At 38.0% G+C, this 17,593-nt stretch carries 17 protein-coding genes; 11 read left to right on the top strand and 6 right to left on the bottom strand.

From position 1 onward, the window contains the following. Window positions 1-34 precede the first annotated feature (34 nt). The gene (pdxA, locus tag JR347_RS15515; protein ID WP_205721498.1) at window positions 35-1,063 is read right to left on the bottom strand and encodes a 4-hydroxythreonine-4-phosphate dehydrogenase PdxA; all 1,029 of its coding nucleotides are present in this window, start codon (window positions 1,061-1,063) and stop codon (window positions 35-37) included. Window positions 1,064-1,132: 69 nt separating this feature from the next. On the opposite strand from pdxA, the gene rsmA reads away from it, so the two are divergent. From rsmA to JR347_RS15485, 6 genes are all read left to right on the top strand, one after another. Further along, window positions 1,133-1,909, top strand: coding sequence for a 16S rRNA (adenine(1518)-N(6)/adenine(1519)-N(6))-dimethyltransferase RsmA (gene rsmA / locus JR347_RS15510; RefSeq protein ID WP_205721497.1), 777 nt, complete (start codon window positions 1,133-1,135; stop codon window positions 1,907-1,909). After that, the gene (gene mgtE, locus JR347_RS15505) at window positions 1,897-3,255 is read left to right on the top strand and encodes a magnesium transporter (RefSeq protein WP_235689693.1); all 1,359 of its coding nucleotides are present in this window, start codon (window positions 1,897-1,899) and stop codon (window positions 3,253-3,255) included. Before rsmA ends, mgtE begins: the two co-directional genes overlap by 13 nt. A 7-nt stretch (window positions 3,256-3,262) precedes the next feature. After that, the gene (locus JR347_RS15500; protein ID WP_205721496.1) at window positions 3,263-4,198 is read left to right on the top strand and encodes an NAD(P)-dependent oxidoreductase; all 936 of its coding nucleotides are present in this window, start codon (window positions 3,263-3,265) and stop codon (window positions 4,196-4,198) included. 102 nt (window positions 4,199-4,300) lie between these two features. Next, the gene (locus tag JR347_RS15495) at window positions 4,301-5,143 is read left to right on the top strand and encodes a pentapeptide repeat-containing protein (protein WP_205721495.1); all 843 of its coding nucleotides are present in this window, start codon (window positions 4,301-4,303) and stop codon (window positions 5,141-5,143) included. 117 nt (window positions 5,144-5,260) lie between these two features. Further along, on the top strand, window positions 5,261-5,734 hold the full coding sequence (greA, locus tag JR347_RS15490; protein ID WP_205721494.1) for a transcription elongation factor GreA: 474 nt from the start codon (window positions 5,261-5,263) through the stop codon (window positions 5,732-5,734). Then, on the top strand, window positions 5,734-6,129 hold the full coding sequence (locus JR347_RS15485) for an HIT family protein (RefSeq protein ID WP_205721493.1): 396 nt from the start codon (window positions 5,734-5,736) through the stop codon (window positions 6,127-6,129). Before greA ends, JR347_RS15485 begins: the two co-directional genes overlap by 1 nt. Here JR347_RS15485 and JR347_RS15480 read toward each other — a convergent pair. The 4 genes from JR347_RS15480 to JR347_RS15465 are packed head-to-tail and all read right to left on the bottom strand — an operon-like array spanning window position 6,122 to window position 9,797. Beyond that, complete coding sequence (locus JR347_RS15480; RefSeq protein ID WP_205721492.1) at window positions 6,122-7,177, bottom strand: NAD(P)H-dependent glycerol-3-phosphate dehydrogenase; 1,056 nt, start codon at window positions 7,175-7,177, stop codon at window positions 6,122-6,124. The two genes, JR347_RS15485 and JR347_RS15480, sit on opposite strands and share 8 nt — an antisense overlap. Next, window positions 7,155-8,855: a 1-acyl-sn-glycerol-3-phosphate acyltransferase gene (locus JR347_RS15475; RefSeq protein WP_205721491.1), complete on the bottom strand. Its 1,701-nt coding sequence runs from the start codon at window positions 8,853-8,855 to the stop codon at window positions 7,155-7,157. The genes JR347_RS15480 and JR347_RS15475 overlap by 23 nt, the downstream gene beginning before the upstream one ends. 37 nt (window positions 8,856-8,892) lie before the next feature. Beyond that, on the bottom strand, window positions 8,893-9,558 hold the full coding sequence (locus JR347_RS15470) for a hypothetical protein (protein ID WP_205721490.1): 666 nt from the start codon (window positions 9,556-9,558) through the stop codon (window positions 8,893-8,895). Continuing rightward, window positions 9,555-9,797, bottom strand: coding sequence for a hypothetical protein (locus JR347_RS15465; protein WP_205721489.1), 243 nt, complete (start codon window positions 9,795-9,797; stop codon window positions 9,555-9,557). The genes JR347_RS15470 and JR347_RS15465 overlap by 4 nt, the downstream gene beginning before the upstream one ends. Window positions 9,798-9,956: 159 nt before the next feature. Here JR347_RS15465 and JR347_RS15460 point away from each other — a divergent pair, with 159 nt between their 5' ends. Genes JR347_RS15460 through fabD form a run of 3 tightly spaced genes read left to right on the top strand, consistent with a single transcriptional unit; the run spans window position 9,957 to window position 14,203 of the window. Next, the gene (locus JR347_RS15460; RefSeq protein WP_205721488.1) at window positions 9,957-12,875 is read left to right on the top strand and encodes a T9SS type B sorting domain-containing protein; all 2,919 of its coding nucleotides are present in this window, start codon (window positions 9,957-9,959) and stop codon (window positions 12,873-12,875) included. After that, window positions 12,854-13,291, top strand: coding sequence for a thiol-disulfide oxidoreductase DCC family protein (locus tag JR347_RS15455; RefSeq protein ID WP_205721487.1), 438 nt, complete (start codon window positions 12,854-12,856; stop codon window positions 13,289-13,291). Before JR347_RS15460 ends, JR347_RS15455 begins: the two co-directional genes overlap by 22 nt. Window positions 13,292-13,330: 39 nt before the next feature. Continuing rightward, window positions 13,331-14,203, top strand: a complete 873-nt coding sequence (fabD, locus tag JR347_RS15450; RefSeq protein WP_205721486.1) for an ACP S-malonyltransferase — start codon at window positions 13,331-13,333, stop codon at window positions 14,201-14,203. Between the two features lie 4 nt (window positions 14,204-14,207). On the opposite strand, the gene folK is transcribed toward fabD, so the two are convergent. Beyond that, window positions 14,208-14,693: a 2-amino-4-hydroxy-6-hydroxymethyldihydropteridine diphosphokinase gene (gene folK, locus JR347_RS15445; RefSeq protein WP_235689692.1), complete on the bottom strand. Its 486-nt coding sequence runs from the start codon at window positions 14,691-14,693 to the stop codon at window positions 14,208-14,210. A gap of 77 nt (window positions 14,694-14,770) precedes the next feature. Between folK and sppA the strand changes: the two genes are divergently transcribed. Together sppA and bioB are read left to right on the top strand one after the other, a co-directional pair. Further along, window positions 14,771-16,510 carry a signal peptide peptidase SppA gene (gene sppA / locus JR347_RS15440; RefSeq protein WP_205721485.1) on the top strand — a complete coding sequence of 580 codons (1,740 nt, stop codon included), beginning with the start codon at window positions 14,771-14,773 and terminating at the stop codon, window positions 16,508-16,510. 44 nt (window positions 16,511-16,554) lie between these two features. Beyond that, window positions 16,555-17,550 (top strand): biotin synthase BioB, encoded by a 996-nt coding sequence (gene bioB / locus JR347_RS15435; protein ID WP_205721484.1) that lies wholly within the window; start codon window positions 16,555-16,557, stop codon window positions 17,548-17,550. Window positions 17,551-17,593 lie beyond the last annotated feature (43 nt).

Genomic DNA, 17,593 nt, shown 5'->3' with positions numbered 1-17,593 from the left:
ATATTAAACAACTATATTAATAACTAGTAGATTTTTACGATTTAGGCTGATGTTCCATTCTGTTTTTGTAGATATCATAGGCTGCAAAAATTGCTTCGCGCATCGAAGAAGCATCAGCCAGCCCTTTTCCGGCAATATCAAAAGCAGTGCCATGGTCGGGTGAGGTTCTAATAATCGGTAACCCTGCAGTGAAGTTTACACCTGTATTAAAAGCGAGAGTTTTAAATGGAATAAGTCCTTGGTCGTGATACATGGCCAGTATTCCATCGAACTTCGAATAATCACCTTTGCCAAAGAAACCATCAGCCGGAAAAGGCCCAAAAACTAGCTTGCCCCTGTTTTTGAATTCTGCTATTGCTGGTTGAATCACTTTTTCATCTTCATCGCCCAGTAACCCATTCTCACCTGCATGCGGATTAAGCCCCAATACAGCAATTCGTGGTTTACCCAACCCAAAATCTTTTCTTAGCGATTCTTCCATAACTGAAAGCTTGGACATAACTTTTTCCTTGGTAAGCTTTTGGCTCACTTCTTTAAGAGGAATATGACCAGTTACTACGCCAACTCTTAGTCCACCATTGGTTAAAAACATGAGGCTCTCTTTGGCATCAAAACTTGATGTGTAAAACTCTGTATGGCCGGGGAATTTGAACTCGTGTGATTGGATATTATTCTTACTTATTGGCGCAGTTACAACTGCATCAATATCTCCATTCTTAAGATATTCCACTGATTTTTTTAGGGCCTGAAGTGCAGCTGCTCCTGCTTCGGGTGTCTCCTGACCAGCATTTATCTCAATCATTTCTTCCCAGCAGTTAACCACGTTTACTTTGTTAGTGTGGTATTTGTCACCGCGATATTGTGAATAATTGAAGTCATTCACATCAAAGGCCTTTCTGTAATAAGACAACACCTTTGTAGAACCAAAAACAACGGGAATAAACTGATTTAAGATTCTGCTATCGTCTAATGCTTTAATAATCACCTCCGGCCCAATTCCATTAACATCGCCAATGGTTATTCCTATTCTCGGTTTGTTTTCTCCCTTGGGATTACTACTCATTATTTTAATATCTTTACTCGACTTGTAATTAGTGTGCAAGTTAAATTATTTTCTAATCATTGAAAATGAATGGTCAAAGCCAAAAAACATCTAGGACAACATTTTTTAAAAGATGAGAACATTGCTTCGCGCATAGTAGACTCCTTCTCAGATGTCTATGTTAAAGGAGATGTTTTAGAGATTGGTCCAGGCACCGGAGTACTTACAAAGTATCTTATCAAAAAATACCCAGAGCAGCTTCACCTTGTAGATCTTGACAAAGAATCGATAGATTATTTAGAATCAAACTTTCCTGATTTACATGGCCGTATTTATTTTGGCGATTTTCTAAAGCAAGGAATAGAATTTACATCCGCTTCTGATGTAAATATTATTGGTAATTTCCCTTACAATATCTCATCTCAAATTTTTTTTAAAATATTAGAGCATAAAGATAGAGTCAAATGCGTGGTAGGCATGCTTCAATATGAGGTAGCTAAAAGGTTGGCATCACCTCCCGGAAATAAGGATTATGGGATACTTAGCGTTTTGTTGCAGGCGTATTATAACATCAACTATTTATTCTCTGTAGAAGCTCATGTATTTGATCCACCTCCTAAAGTAAGGTCTGGTGTAATTAGTCTGGTAAGAAATAAAAATGAAAACTTAGACTGTGATGAAGTGTTATTTAAAAGTGTGGTAAAGCAGGGTTTTCAAAACAGACGTAAGACATTGCGCAACGCTTTAAAACCACTAAATTTACCACCGCAGGTTATTGAATTAGATATTCTAAACAGAAGGGCAGAAACACTGTCAGTGAACGAATTTGTAGATCTCACTAAACAAATAGAAAAGTGGAGCAGGTAATACAGTTTGAGCTATCGAATGAATACAGAGAGCGCTTTCAGGAGGCGGTTAATGGGAGGGATGTGGAGTTTATTCAACAGTCGCTTACAGGTATTAACCCGGCAGACATTTCCACTCTGCTATATGAGTTCAATGCAGAAGATTCAAAGTATGTTTTAGATCTACTGCCATCAGAAGTTAAGGCCGAGATTATTAATGATCTGGATGAAGATATAAGGGAGCGATTCTTAAAGTCATTCGAACCAGGTGAGATAACCGAAATTGTTAACCATCTTGATTCAGATGATGCCGTAGATATCCTGAATGAACTGTCGGTAAAGGAACGGGAAGAAGTAATTGCAGGAATTGACAATTCTGAAAAAGAGGCTAATATATTAGACCTTTTAAGATACGAAGAGGATGTGGCCGGTGGCTTGATGGCTAAGGAGCTTATTAAGGCTAACCTGAACTGGACAGTTGTTCAGTGTATTGAAGAGATTAGAAGGCAAGCCGAAAATGTTCAGAAAGTTTATTCTGTATATGTGGTTGATAATGAAGGGAAGTTGCTTGGTAGAGTGTCACTGAAAAGAATCATTCTTGCTGATGATAAAACCAAAATCTCCGATATCTATGAGTCAGATATTATTTCAGTAGAGACTTACATGTCTGAAGAAGAGGTAGCCCAGATAATGAGCAAATATGATTTGGATGCGGTACCTGTTGTAAATGTGCAAGGCAAGCTATTAGGGCGCATTACCATTGATGACGTGGTGGATGTAATTACAGAACTTGCAGAAGAAGAGCGTAATATCATGTCGGGTATTGCCGGAGATGTGGAGGAAGATGATAGCGTTTGGGATTTAACAAAAGCCAGGTTGCCTTGGCTTATTGTGGGTGTAATTGGAGGATTCATAAGTGCGAAATTCATAGGTGTTTTTGAGGAGGAATTAATGAGGATAACTGCTATCGCTTTTTTCATTCCTCTTATTCAGGCTACTGGTGGTAATGTGGGTATTCAATCCTCATCAATTGTTGTTCAAAGTTTGGCTAACCCATCTGTTTTTGGAGGTAGCATGTTTAAAAGGCTAGGCAAGGTGTTGTTAGTAGCCATAATAAATGGACTCGTTCTTTCATTGATGGTGTATGGCTTTAATTTGCTAACCGGTGGTGAAGGCAACCTATCAATTATAGTTTCAATGGCATTATTTTTTGTTGTTTTAATTGCTTCATTTTTGGGTACGGTAACGCCAATACTGTTAAACAAGGTCGGGTTTAATCCGGCACTTGCTTCAGGCCCTTTTATTACAACTACCAATGACCTGTTAGGTCTTGCTATTTATTTTTACATTGTTCATTTATTAATCTAGTAAACCAATGAAGTTTCTGATTATAGATGAAATGCATGATTCTATTGTACCCCTTCTGAAAAGCATTGGAATAGAGCCTCACTACGATCCAAAGATCACCAAAGAGGAGATTGTTCAAACGATAGGTAATTATCACGGATTGGTAGTTAGAAGTAAGCTATTCATAGACAAAGAGATACTAGAATCTGCTAATAACTTAAAATTTATATGCAGGGCGGGTGCCGGAATAGATAATTTGGATGTTAAGGAGATAGAAAAACGTGGAATAGAGATTATTAATGCACCTGAGGGTAACAGAAATGCCGTTGCAGAGCATTGTTTAGGGGCAGCATTCAGCCTGATCAATAATATTGTAAAATCAGATAACGAAGTTAGAAGTGGTAAATGGGATAGAGAAGGTAATCGAGGGCATGAGTTGAAAGATAAGAACCTGGGAATTATTGGTTATGGATATATGGGATCGGCCGTTGCTCATAAGTTCAAGCATCTTGTAAACAAGGTTTGCGTTTATGATAAGTATAAGACCGGATTCAGTCAAGAGAATATTGTTGAAGTAACATTAGATCAGCTCTTTGAGGAAACAGACATGTTAAGTATACACGTTCCTTTAACTGAAGAGACATCCTTTATGATTAATAAAGGCTTCATATCTAAGTTTAAGAAAGCTATTTGGTTACTGAATACTTCCAGAGGGGAAGTCCTTAAATTGAGTGATTTGATACAAGGGCTTCATTCAGGTAAGATACTGGGGGCTGCATTAGATGTGCTTGAGAATGAGAAAATTAACTTACTGAATAAAGATCAGCAGCAAGATTTTGATAAGCTCAGAGGGCTATCAAACGTGATACTTACACCGCATGTGGCGGGTTGGTCTTACGAGTCATACCGTCAAATTAATGAGGTTATTGTAAAGAAGCTAAAGGCTAAATTAGATGATCTTTAATTATCTGATATAGATTAAATTAGTTACCTTTTTATACAGTTGTGCTTTTAATTTGAAGATCATTTTAGTAATATAGACATTAGGTAAGTATTCCCACATTATATGATAGGTGAAAACCAACGGAAACGATTAGAAGAGTATGTAAATTCTATCATAGAAAAACCAATACTCACGTCCTCAATAGTACTTGTAATACTTGCGCTAGTTGTTATTGGTTTTAGTTTAAAATACTATTTCGCAGATTTCGACTCATTCTTTGCTCAGGTAATGGCAGAGGCTCATGGTATGCTTTTCGATATCGCGGTTATTGGTATTTTAATATTTTGGCTGAATAAGAATGGCGAGATGCGCCAGCGTATCCGTACTTACAAAGATGAAATTGACGATTTCCGTTTATGGGAATCTGAAGAAGCTGCATTCCGTACAGTTGGTAATATTAAAAGGTTGAATCGCCATAATATTCATGAGATAAACCTGGTAAACTGTCACCTATCAAGAACTAACTTAAACTACGTAAACCTGGCCAGTTCCAATCTCAATTCTGCAGATATGTCCAATGGGTTTTTAATTGAGACTAATCTTCAAAATACACGTTTGAATCAAACTAATCTGGAAAACTCCAATTTGAACCAGGCGGATTTAACGGGTGCTTATGCCAGTGGAGCCAATTTCAAAGATGCCTATTTGATTAAGGCCAAATTGAATAATGCTTTCCTAATCAAATCAAACTTCAAAAATGCTTTTCTGATGGAAGCCGATATGCGCGGCTGCTATCTAACAGGTGCAGATTTCGAAAATGCCAGTTTGTACAAGGCCGATCTTAGAGGGGCAAAGGGTTTAACCATCGAGCAATTAACAAAAGCGAAAACATTGTATTTAGCGCAATTTGATGAGGAAATTCTCAATCAGATAAAATCAAATGTTCCTGAGCTAGTTGGTAAATAAATCCTTTTGGATTCGTTAATAATACGTTAACTTTGTGTTTCTTAAATGTTTAACACAATAAAAACGGTTGCGCTGTGGCCGTTTATTTCTTTTTAATAGGTATTTATTTTTTATCACATGGGAAACGTTGCGTATTATACGAAAGAGGGTTTAGATAAATTAAAAAATGAACTAAACGAACTTAAGACTAAGGGCAGATCAGATATTGCCAAGCAAATAGCAGAGGCTAGAGATAAAGGAGATTTAAGTGAGAATGCGGAATATGATGCAGCGAAAGATGCTCAGGGACACTTGGAAGCTAAAATTGCTCAATTAGAAGAAGTAGTTGGTAATGCAAGAGTAATTGATGAAACCACCATCGATACTTCAAAAGTTTCGATTCTTTCTAAGGTGAAAATAAAAAATCCAAAAAACGGAGCAGTGTTTACTTATACACTTGTTTCTGAAGAAGAAGCTGATTTGAAAGCAAGCAAAATATCAGTACAATCGCCTATAGGTAAGGGGTTGTTAGGTAAGAAAGCTGGCCAAAAGGCTAAAATTCAGACTCCGGGTGGAGAAATAGATTTTGAAATACTTGAAATAGGCATTTGATGTCAACGATATTTTCTAAAATAATCAACAGAGAGATTCCTGGCCATATTGTGGCAGAGGACGATACTTACATTGCATTTCTTGATATTAATCCGCTTGTTCATGGGCATTGCCTTGTAATACCTAAAAGAGAGGTGGATTATATATTCGATTTGGAAGATGCCCAGCTTGAAGGCTTAATGATTTTTGCCAAAAAAGTAGCTAAAGCGGTTGAAAAGGCAATTCCTTGTAAGAGAGTAGGGGTAGCGGTTATTGGTTTGGAAGTACCGCATACTCACGTGCATCTTGTACCGCTTAATACTATGGATGATATTAACTTCACCAGACCTAAGCTGAATCCATCTAATGAGGAGCTAAGCAAAGTGGCTGAAAAAATAAGACAAGGGATTAAATAAAATCAATATCTACATTGTAAGGGTATCTCATGAGCATGTTTATAGCTCTTTCAACAGATAACCCTTCAAATAAAACTTCATGAAGGGCTTCCGTAATGGGAGCCCTAACTTTTTGGTGGTCTATTATTTTCTTTACAATCTTAATAGTATTCACACCTTCAGCCACCTCTTCCATCGACTGTAATATTTCATCTAAACTCATTCCCTGGGCAAGTTTATAACCCACGGTAAAGTTTCGACTGAGCGTACTATTGCATGTGGCTACTAAATCTCCGATTCCTGCCAGCCCTAGAAAAGCAGTAACATCACCTCCCATCGCTTTGCCCAGATAGATCATCTCAACCATACCTCGGCTAATTAATAGTCCTTTGGCATTTTCTCCATGTCCCATACCGCTTAACACTCCAGAGGCAATGGCAATAATATTTTTTAAAACACCTGCTAGTTCAATACCAATAAGGTCTTTATTGCTATACACCTGAAATAAGTCATTTCTGAGGAGTCGTTCACCTGCATCAATAACTTCATCAAAGTGGCTGGCAACGACAGTTGCTGCAGGCTGTCCTGCATATAATTCTTTGGCCAGATTGGGCCCTGCCAAACAACCAACACGAACTACAACACTTTCATCCATGATCACCTCACTCATAGTGCGAACATCTTCCCGGGCGAGGGATTTTACAGTATCAATCGTTTGACCTTTAGGGAGTGAAATGTCTAAGCCTTTGGTTCCATGAATTAATATATGATAGGGATGCAGGTAGGGAGATAATTGCTGCATCATTTCCCTGAATGCAGATGAAGGAACTATGGGAAACAAAACATTGCAGCTGCTAGCAATATAGCTTAAATCTCCAGTGGCAGTCACATTAGTATGCATTTTTTGCCCCCTGTGCTCCTTAGTGTTCGCAATTTTTTTAATTACTTCCGGGTCTCGTGCATAAAGTAGCACCTCAACATTTTGTGCTAATATATTGGCTATGGCAATACCAAAGCTACCTGCACCAATAACACCTACGGGTTTGTTAGATAACTTTTTCGAGGTCATAACCATGCATTCGATTGTGGTAGTAATACAGAGTAATCAGGTCTTTTGTAATTATTTGTTTCTTTTTGTTCATTAAAAGTGGCCTTCTATTGTGATACATCCCTACGTTATCAATGCCGCTTTTAATTAATACATCAGTAGTATTTTTCATGTGGCTGGCCACATTCAGTTTCTTTTTCTTTTTAAGCTTTAAAACAGCAGCTTTTGTTTTATTAAAGGCTTCTTCAAATTCTTCGTATTCAATAAACATATCTTCCTCTGGAAGCCTTAAAAAGTCATACAAATCAAGTTTTTCATATCTTTTGCGCCATATTCTGAAGGCTACGAATGCTACCAGATGGCTCGCAAATACCCTGTTGATTCTGTGAAATTCTTTAACAATTATCTCTGCAAGCCTTCGAGTATATTCCGATTCTCTTTGCTTGTCTTCAGTAATTACTCCATTGGTTGTAAAATAATCTCTGGTATCTATAAACCTTCCCTGCTTGTCAATGCTATTGCCCTTTTCATCTACATAGTTGCCTAATAAATCCATGCCTCTACCAATGGAAACTGAAATGTCGGAACCTTTAGTGAAGAACTTGAACATGAATTTGATCATATTGTAAGAAGAGGAATAAACATCACTTTCCACATAGAATTTTTCCTGGCCGGTGTGAGCCAGATAATCCTTGATCAAGCTAGGTGCTTCTAAAACGAAGTTGTAATTAATGGTTACGGGAACAATAAAAATCTTCTTGCCATCCCTATTTGGGTGATCAATAAATATGGAGCGCTGTGCTTCCATTGCCGTACCCAACAAACCCAATTTTAAGGATGATTCAATCTGACCTGATCTTGACCTTGTTCCTCCCGGGAAGAACAAGCTATGAGCTCCTTCCTTCAGGGCCATAGTAGAATAGGCCTTAAGCGTTTGAAGATAAATAGGGTTTTTCTTTCGCCTATCCACCTTATAAGCTCCTAGACTATTCATGAAATAAGCTAATATCTTGATATTAAAAAGGTTTAATCCTGCTCCGTAAATAAACGCAGGCAAACCCAATACATGAATAATCCATCCTATCAGAATAGAATCGAGGTTGCTAAAATGTGTAGGAACCATTACTACCGTACCAACTTTGGCCAATTTACGGAGCTGCTTGGCTTTCCCTACAATTTGAATTTTGTCATTCAAAGTATACTGGCTTCTGAAAAATGCTCCGAAACGTTTAACTCTTGTTGCATTTAATAATCGGGCAAACCCAAACTTTATAATTTCGCGAGCAAGCCTATAACGTGTTTTTTTGAAGTTACCGGCAATTTCATTCGCGTATCTTCTAATGATTGTTTTAAGAATCTCCTTCTCTTTTTCATTAGAATTGCTATCACCCGATAGCTCAACCAACTCGTTTTTTACGTTATTCCAAAAGGACTTATCATCGGCAGGATCAACCTTCCATGGGTTTTTTGTGATTCTAAGAAGCTCACGATGAAGGGTTGTCTGTAATTCTTCCCGAATTTCATTGTTTCCAGGGTTTGATTCAAGCATTCTTTCGAATGTCTCCTCAACCACACTTTCTATAAATTGCTTTCTATTATTGGCCAGCCTTACTACAGGCCACTCCTTTGTGCCTGAAAGTATCGGCTTGTAATTCTTCCTTTTCTTTTTACTCTTTGTATTCCCTTCGTTAAGCTTCATTTAGACACGGTTGAACGTCAAATATAATAGAAACAAATCAATCAGCCATTTCAATTTTCCGTAGTGATTCCATTTTTAATGTTCCAAAAATTACAGGACTTAATTGACCTCCATTATCTTTTTGATATCTGATCTCAAAAGTAGGCTCATCAAATAGTATCTGGAAAACAGCAGAATGACTTTTTCGTTTGGAAGTACTTAGCGGAAAGCCATTTTCTGGTAGTTGCAGCTCACTCTTCTCCTGTATTGTTTTCTCTTGCTCCTCAGTGAGTTCAATAAAATAGCTTGTTTCAATTCCTGATATTGTCGCAGTGATGTATGCCACAAAGGCTTTTAAATTATCTGAAACCTGCTTTAAAAAAAAGTCATACTCCTTAATAGGTGTAACAACTACAAGAGCAGTACCACCCTGAATTCCATAGTATACAACCAAAGTTGAAGCAAACAAGATGCTCAGCATAAGCCATGGGTTGAAATAGTATTGAAAAAGAGCTAATGCAGACAATGATGCTGATATTCCACCAAATACAATGGGAATTAAAAATATCTTTTCTTTAAAATAAACTTGCTTTACCCACTCAAGAGGGAAGGTGTTCTTTTTAGAATTCTTAATTACGGTTAGGCTTTCATTACTAATAAAACAGCTATTGTTTTCATCGCCCTCCTCACCCAAATAACATTTAGCACTTTTTAGGTTGCTCATAAAATATGTTCAGAATGTTTAGTAAACATTTTATTCATAGTTATGAATTGCTGTTGCAAATCCTTTAAAAATTCATCTGTTATTAATTTATCTAAATCATCTTCAGAAATAATATCGTATTCATCGATTTTATAGGTTTGCTCAATGTCGCCTTGCTCAAACTTTAATAAGTACTTACCGTTCCAACTAAAGATTGAAATCTTGATATCTGACTTAACCAATTCTTTAACAATTCTCATAGCGATTTAATCTTACTCAAAAATAGGTAAAGAATGAGCACGATATTTGCTATTATCAAAGTTTAATAGATGTTTGTAACTAATTCACTTAATTTAGTGTTCTCAAAACATCACACGAATCACATCAGACTAAAACATTTTACTATTAATACTAAAAAATTGATACGAAATATTTTTTTAAGCTTGGTGTTGTTGTTTGGCCTGTCACTATTTTCCAATGTTCATGCTACACACTTAAGAGCAGGAGAAATCATTGTAAAAAGAGTTGATTGTGAGGGTCGTACATTTGAAATAACCATAATAGTTTACACAGATAGTGGCCCTGTTGACCCTGTATTGTTTGGGATGGGTGAATTAAGATTCGGTGATGAGTCAGACCCTGACGATTATTTTTTATCTGAAAGAACACCTCCAGGTTTACCTGAAATACAAAATAATACCCACGTTTTTTGGAATGCAGATGGTAGTACAAGAGTAGAACCAATAAGTGAAGATTTAGGCGCTGATGTTAGTAAAGCTGCATTTACTATCAGGCATACATACGGTTCGAACGGTAAGTTTACAATCAGTTATGTCGAAGCCAATAGAAATGCAGGTGTTTTAAATATTGAAAACGGTAACTCAGTTAACACAAGATTTTACCTCGAAACAGAGATTAGGATTGATCCATTTTTTGGATGTAACAACACACCAGAGTTGCTAATACCGCCAATTGACAGAGCTTGTTCAGGTGTAGCTTTCTTTCACAATCCAGGTGCTTTCGATCCTGATGGCGATAGCATTTCCTTTGAATTAGTTACTCCTAAAAAAGATGTTGGAACAAACGTAGCTGCCTATGTTGATCCTGCTTCAAGTGTTTTTTATCAAAATTTTAATACCGGTAATGAGACTGGTGATGGTCCGCCTTTCTTTAGAATTGATCCTGTAACAGGTGAAATTGAGTGGAACGCGCCAGGGGCAATTGGTGAATATAATATTGCTTTTATTGTAAAAGAATACCGGTTCATTTCAGGGGCATGGCGTTTGTTGGGCTTTGTTACCAGAGACATGCAAATTATTGTTGAGGATTGTGATAATGAAAGACCAGAACTTACAATTCCTGAGGATATATGTGTGGAGGCTGGCGAATCTATTAATGAAATTATATTGGGGACAGACCCCGATGGGCATAATGTTAAGATTGAGGCATTCTCACAGGTTATTGAAGAACTGGGTGCAACGGTTTCTCCAGACCCATCAGTATTTGTGCCTTCAATACCTCCCGCTCAAATGCAATTTAATTGGGACACAGAATGTCTTGACATAAGAGACCAACCGTATTCTGTTGTATTTAAGATTACTGATAATCCACCTCAAGGTCCAAAACTGGTAAGCTTCGCTACTTGGAATATTACCGTTGTAGGGCCAAGTCCTGACTTGAATAATATTCAACAGGACGGACAAGGAATCAGACTCGATTGGTCACCTTATTTTTGTCAGAATGCTGAATTAATTCAGGTGTGGAGACGTGTAGATTCAAACCCATATGAACCTGATGAATGTGAGACAGGCATTAGAGAAAACGCGGGTTATTCTTTAATCGCGGAGACCAGTCCTACAACTACGACCTACAGAGATACTCAATTGGCTGCGGCAGCTAAATATTGTTACAGATTAGTGGCTAAATTTCCTGACGTGCCAGGTGGTGAAAGTATAGTATCTCAGGAATTATGCTTTGAATTTGTTCCTGCAGATACACCAATTATCACACACGTTACTGTAGAGGAAACTAGTGAAACCAATGGTGAGATTGTGCTTGCCTGGCGAGCTCCATTTGAATTGGGGACATTCCCGGCAGACCCTGTTTATAGAATTTACAGGGCGGAAGGCTTCGCTGGTGGTAATTATCAGCAAATAGCGGAAGTGAATGGTTTAGGATTAGATAGTTTAGGTTTTAGAGATACAAATCTGGATACAGATGGCAAGGTTTATAATTATCAGGTGGCTTTATTGGACCCTACTGCTTCAACAGGTACAGACGAAATTATGTCTGCCTCGGCTTCAGCTGTAAGGCTGGAAGTAACGCCTCAGTTTGGTAGAATACAACTCGATTGGGCTGCTGTGGTGCCATGGTCGAATACCATTATTTCACCTCCAGAAGATAGTGAGCATCTTATATTTAGAGGTTTAGAAGGGCAATCTCAGGATCAGTTTACTTTATTGGAAAACTTAGACGTTACGCAGTACGGATTTTCATTCACTGATTCAGTCAATTTATCAGACGAACAAGTTTACTGTTACCGAGTGCTCACAAAAGGTACGTATGGTAATCCTGCTATCAATAGCCCACAACTAAATTTCTCACAGATCATTTGTGCTCAGCCGAGTGACTCTATTGCGCCTTGCGCACCGGTGGTTTCGCTGGTAGGAAGAACTTGTGAAGACTTCATTGCAACGAGTAGTTGCGATTTTAATGATTTTGAAAATCAGATATCTTGGACAACGGAGTTTGTAGGTGAATGTGAAAATGATGTACGCGTTTATCAGGTGTATTATGCACCTACAACAGCTGCAAGCTTTGAGTTAATTGCTGAAGTAGCAGATACCACATATTTACACGAAAACCTACCTTCATTCAAGGGTTGTTATCAGGTAAGGGCAGTAGATCGATCGGGTAACCTGAGTGAATTCAGTAATACGTTCTGCGTGGATAATTGCCCGTATTACGAATTACCTAATGTTTTCACACCTGGCAATAATGATGGTTGTAACGATGTATTTAGCGCCTACAGCAGTGGTGGAGATATTATTGGTGAAGATGGCAGTGGAGGTTGCGGGGAAGTAGATGCTACTAAATGCGCCAGGTTTGTTCGAAGAGTTGAATTTTCGGTTTACAACCGTTGGGGTAATAATGTATACACCTACACCGGAACAGCTGGCACAGAGAATTCTATACTGATTAATTGGGACGGTAAATCGGATGATGGAACTGAACTTCCTTCTGGGGTTTATTACTATTCAGCGGACGTTACATTTGATTTAGTAGATCCAACAAAATCAACGAAGCAATATAAAGGATGGATACATCTCGTGAGGTAACCCTTCCAGACAAACCAATTATATTCTTTGATGGAGTTTGTAACTTATGCAATGGTGCTGTTGATTTTATCTTAAAACGGGATAAAGAAGCGTATTTTGTTTTCGAATCTTTGCAATCACCAAATGCCCAGAAATTGCTAGGTAAGGAGCATACTAAGTCTTTTGAGTACATCCTAGTACTCACCTCTGATCGTAAAATACTAAGTAAAAGCCAAGCAGTTTTTTATATTGCCAGAAGACTAAAAGGTTGGGTACGGTTCATTTCTTACTTTCGAGTGCTGCCACTTTTTTTTACTGATTTTGTTTATTCAGTGATAGCTAAGAACAGGTATAAACTATTCGGTAAACGAGATACATGCCGCATGCCAGATCCAAATCTAAAACTGAGATTTTTAGAAGGGTATCAAAATAATTAGTTTTGGCACCTAATTCAGACTAACCTTTAACTAATAAATATGAAAGCATATGTATTCCCGGGGCAGGGTGCCCAGTTTAGTGGAATGGGTAAAGAATTATACGAATCAAACCCGAAAGCCAAAGAACTATTTGACAAGGCTAACCAAATTCTTGGATTTAATATTACTGATATCATGTTTGAGGGCACAGCAGATGAACTCAAGCAAACTAAAGTAACTCAACCGGCTGTTTTTCTTCACTCAGTTATTCTGGCTCTTACAACAGAAGGCTTTAAGCCTGATATGGTTGCAGGGCATTCACTAGGTGAATTTTCAGCATTAGTATCTAACCAAACTCTAAATTTTGAAGACGGTTTGAAGCTGGTTTATCAGCGTGCCCTGGCTATGCAGAAAGCCTGTGAGATAAACCCATCAACGATGGCTGCTATTTTAGGATTGGATGATAAAGTTGTTGAGGATGTTTGTTCTTCTATTGATGAGGTAGTGGTGGCAGCTAATTATAATTGTCCGGGACAGCTAGTTATTTCAGGCTCTAACAAAGGAATCGAAATTGCTTGTGAGAAAATGAAGGAAGCTGGCGCGAAAAGAGCACTTCCACTTCCTGTAGGTGGTGCATTCCACTCTCCACTAATGGAGCCGGCCAGAACAGAGTTGGCTTCAGCCATTGAGAACACAGCTTTTAATAAGCCGATATGTCCTGTTTATCAGAATGTGAACGCGCAACCGTCTTCTGATGTCGATGAAATAAAGAAAAATCTGATTTCCCAATTGACTGCCCCTGTTAGATGGACACAATCTGTTCAGAATATGGTGAATGATGGTGCTACTGAATTTATTGAATCCGGACCAGGTAAAGTATTGCAAGGTCTTGTTAAAAAGATAGCTCCGGAAGTAGAAGTTAGAAGTATATAAATTCTCACTGCACGACCTTCTCAACTTTAGAAGTGTCGTGCAGTTTTTCTAACATTTCTTTGTTAGACAAACCTGTACTGGGGTTGATCAAATCAGCTGCCAACTCTACCAATGGCACTAATGTGAACTTTCTATCAGCTATTCCGGGATGTGGAATTTGTAACTCATCTTTATTAACTGTTAAGTCATCGTAGTATAAAATATCAATATCAATAACGCGCTCACCCCACTTTTCAAATCGTATTCTTCCAAGTTTTGTTTCTATTGCCAAAATTTGGCTGAGCAGTTCTTCGGCATTAAGGTTAGTTTCTATTTCTACTATTTGATTATAGAAAGAAGGCTGGTCAGTTTTACCCCATGCGGCCGTTTCGTATAATGCTGATTTTCGTTTTATAGTACATACTTTGGAAAGTGCTTGATGTGCATTATAAATATTCGCTTTTTTATCACCCAAATTTGTCCCTAACAACAGATATTTTCCGATCATCATTTAAATACTAAAAATATAATACTCAGTTATTAATAAAGCGTTACAGTAAGTAAATTTGAAGCTTAATTCTTATACATATGAACTTCTTAAAGAATATTTTATCTACTCTCATTGGCCTCTTTATATTTAGCTTCATAGCTATATTTTTAGTTGTAGGCATTGTATCTTCTCTTTCTGAGAGTGAAAAATACGTTTTGGAGGATAATTCAATCCTTCATCTAAAATTAAATAAACCTGTAACAGAACAGGAAATTGATAACCCATTGGAAGAAATTGGAGCGTTTGGTGAAAGCAGCTCTATGGGACTGAATAAGTTAAAAGAAGTTATTAAAAATGCTGCATCAGATAGTAAGATTAAGGGTATCTATCTTGAAGTAGAATATTTTATAGGTGGTATGGCTACTCTTTCGGAAGTTCGCCATGAACTCGTGGAATTTAAAAAGTCGGGTAAGTTTATATACTCTTATGCAGAATACTACACTGAAGGTGCCTATTACTTAGCTAGTGTGGCTGATAAAATTTATTTAAACCCTGCAGGACAATTGGAATTGAACGGGCTAAGTGCTAATGTAACTTTTTACAAGGGCATGTTTGATAAATTCGGGATTGAGCCTCAAGTTTTTAGAGTAGGGGAGTATAAGAGTGCCGTTGAACCTTTTATCAGAAAGGACTTAAGTCCAGAAAATGAGCTGCAACTTACAGAGTTGTTAGATGGACTAAATAATAAGATGCTGGCCGATATATCAGAGTCCAGGGGCATAGAGCTTCCACAGCTAAAGGAAATGTCCGCAAAGATGACAGTGCGGGAAGCTATCGATGCTGTTGAGCAAAAATTAATAGATGAAATCATTTATGAGGATGAACTCTTGGCTAATTTGAGTAGCGCAGCTGAAGTTGATGAACCAGAACTAGTTTCATACAAGAATTACAAAACCACATTTAGTAACTATAAAAACACCACGAATAAGATTGCAGTGATCGTAGCAGAGGGAGATATTGTAATGGGTAAAGGTGATGAGAATACTGTGGGGTCAGACAAATTTGCTAAGCTTATCCGTGAGGCAAGAAAGGATAAATCGGTAAAAGCCATTGTAATGCGAGTAAATTCACTTGGGGGTGCATTTTTAGCATCTGATGTTATGTGGCGTGAAATAGAACTGGCTAAGAAAGAAAAGCCTGTTATTGCTTCTATGGGAGATTATGCGACCTCAGGTGGTTATTATCTGGCGATGCCTTGTGACACCATTGTTGCGCAGCCCAATACTATTACGGGTTCGATAGGTATTTTTGGTATGCTTTTTAATTTTTCAGGATTGCTTGAAGATCGAATCGGCATCACGCATGATGAAGTAGCAACGGGTGAATACTCAGGGATTTTAACAGTGACGAGATCATTAACAGATGCAGAGAAGTCTATCTTTCAAAAAAGTTTGGAGCAAAATTATGATACTTTCGTTTCCAAGGCCGCGGAGGGAAGAGGCATGTCTGTAGAAGATATTAAAAAAGTTGCCTCAGGAAGGGTTTGGACAGGTGTACAAGCAAAAGAGAATGGTTTGATAGACTTGCTCGGAACGTATGACGATGCCATTCAAATTGCTGCTGAAAAGGCAGGTATTACAGATGATTATAAACTTAAATATTATCCGGAATCTAAGCCTTTCTTTGAAAAACTGATTCAAGATTTAGAAGGTCAGGCAAAAACCAGCATGGTAAAATCTGAAGTTGGAGAGCTGTATCCATACATTAAATCAATTGAAAAAATAAAGCATTTTGAAGGTGCTCAGGCAAGGTTTCCAATTGAGATGGAAATAAATTAAAACTTTCCTCCATCAATTGAATATAATCCTTTTATTTTGACCTTATGGAAATTAGAAACAACTGGACAAGAGAAGAAATTGAAGAGATATATAATTCTCCAATACTAGATTTAATATATAAAGCAGCAACTGTACACAGAGAAAATAATGATGCACAGGAAGTGCAGGTGTGTACCCTTTTATCAGTGAAAACTGGCGGCTGCCCAGAGGATTGCGCATATTGCCCACAGGCTGCAAGATATCATACCGATGTTAAGGTACATAAATTGCTACCTACCGAAGAGGTATTAGCTAAAGCGAAAGAAGCAAAGGATTCCGGCAGCACTCGTTTTTGTATGGGCGCAGCATGGAGAGAGGTGCGTGATAATAAAGACTTCGATAGAGTGTTGGATATGGTGAAAGGCGTTAACTCTATGGGTATGGAAGTTTGCTGTACTTTAGGAATGTTAACGGAGGAGCAGGCTTTAAAATTGAAAGATGCTGGGCTGTATGCTTATAATCATAATTTGGATACCAGCGAGGAGCACTATGAGGAAATAATATCTACTAGAACGTATGATGATCGTTTGGACACTTTGGAGAACGTTAGAAATGCAAAGATTTCTGTGTGTTCAGGCGGTATAATAGGTCTTGGAGAAAGTGAGGGCGATAGGATAGGAATGCTTCACACACTGGCAACATTACCGGAGCATCCAGAGTCAGTGCCTGTAAATGCTTTGGTGCCAGTAGAGGGCACGCCATTAGAAGAACAACCAAGAGTATCTGTTTGGGAGATGATCAGAATGATTGCCACGGCAAGAATTATTATGCCTAAGGCAATGGTTCGCTTGTCAGCGGGTAGAGTAAGAATGAATATGGAAGAACAGGCTTTATGCTTTATGGCAGGAGCCAATTCAATATTTGCGGGCGACAAGTTGCTTACGACACCAAATCCGGATACCGTTGTGGATAAGGAGATGTTCCAAACACTTAACTTGAAGCCAAGAAAGGCCTTTAAAGGAGAGGCTTCAGTGAAGTTTGAACAAATACCAGGTGTATAGTCCTTAATTAAGATATCATAAAAAAAAAGCCCCATTTGGGGCT

Origin of the sequence: Fulvivirga lutea (assembly GCF_017068455.1) — a bacterium.
Classification (GTDB): Bacteria; Bacteroidota; Bacteroidia; order Cytophagales; family Cyclobacteriaceae; genus Fulvivirga; species Fulvivirga lutea.
The sequence above is the reverse complement of the archived record's forward strand: the minus strand, read 5'-3'. Positions and strand labels throughout refer to the sequence as shown.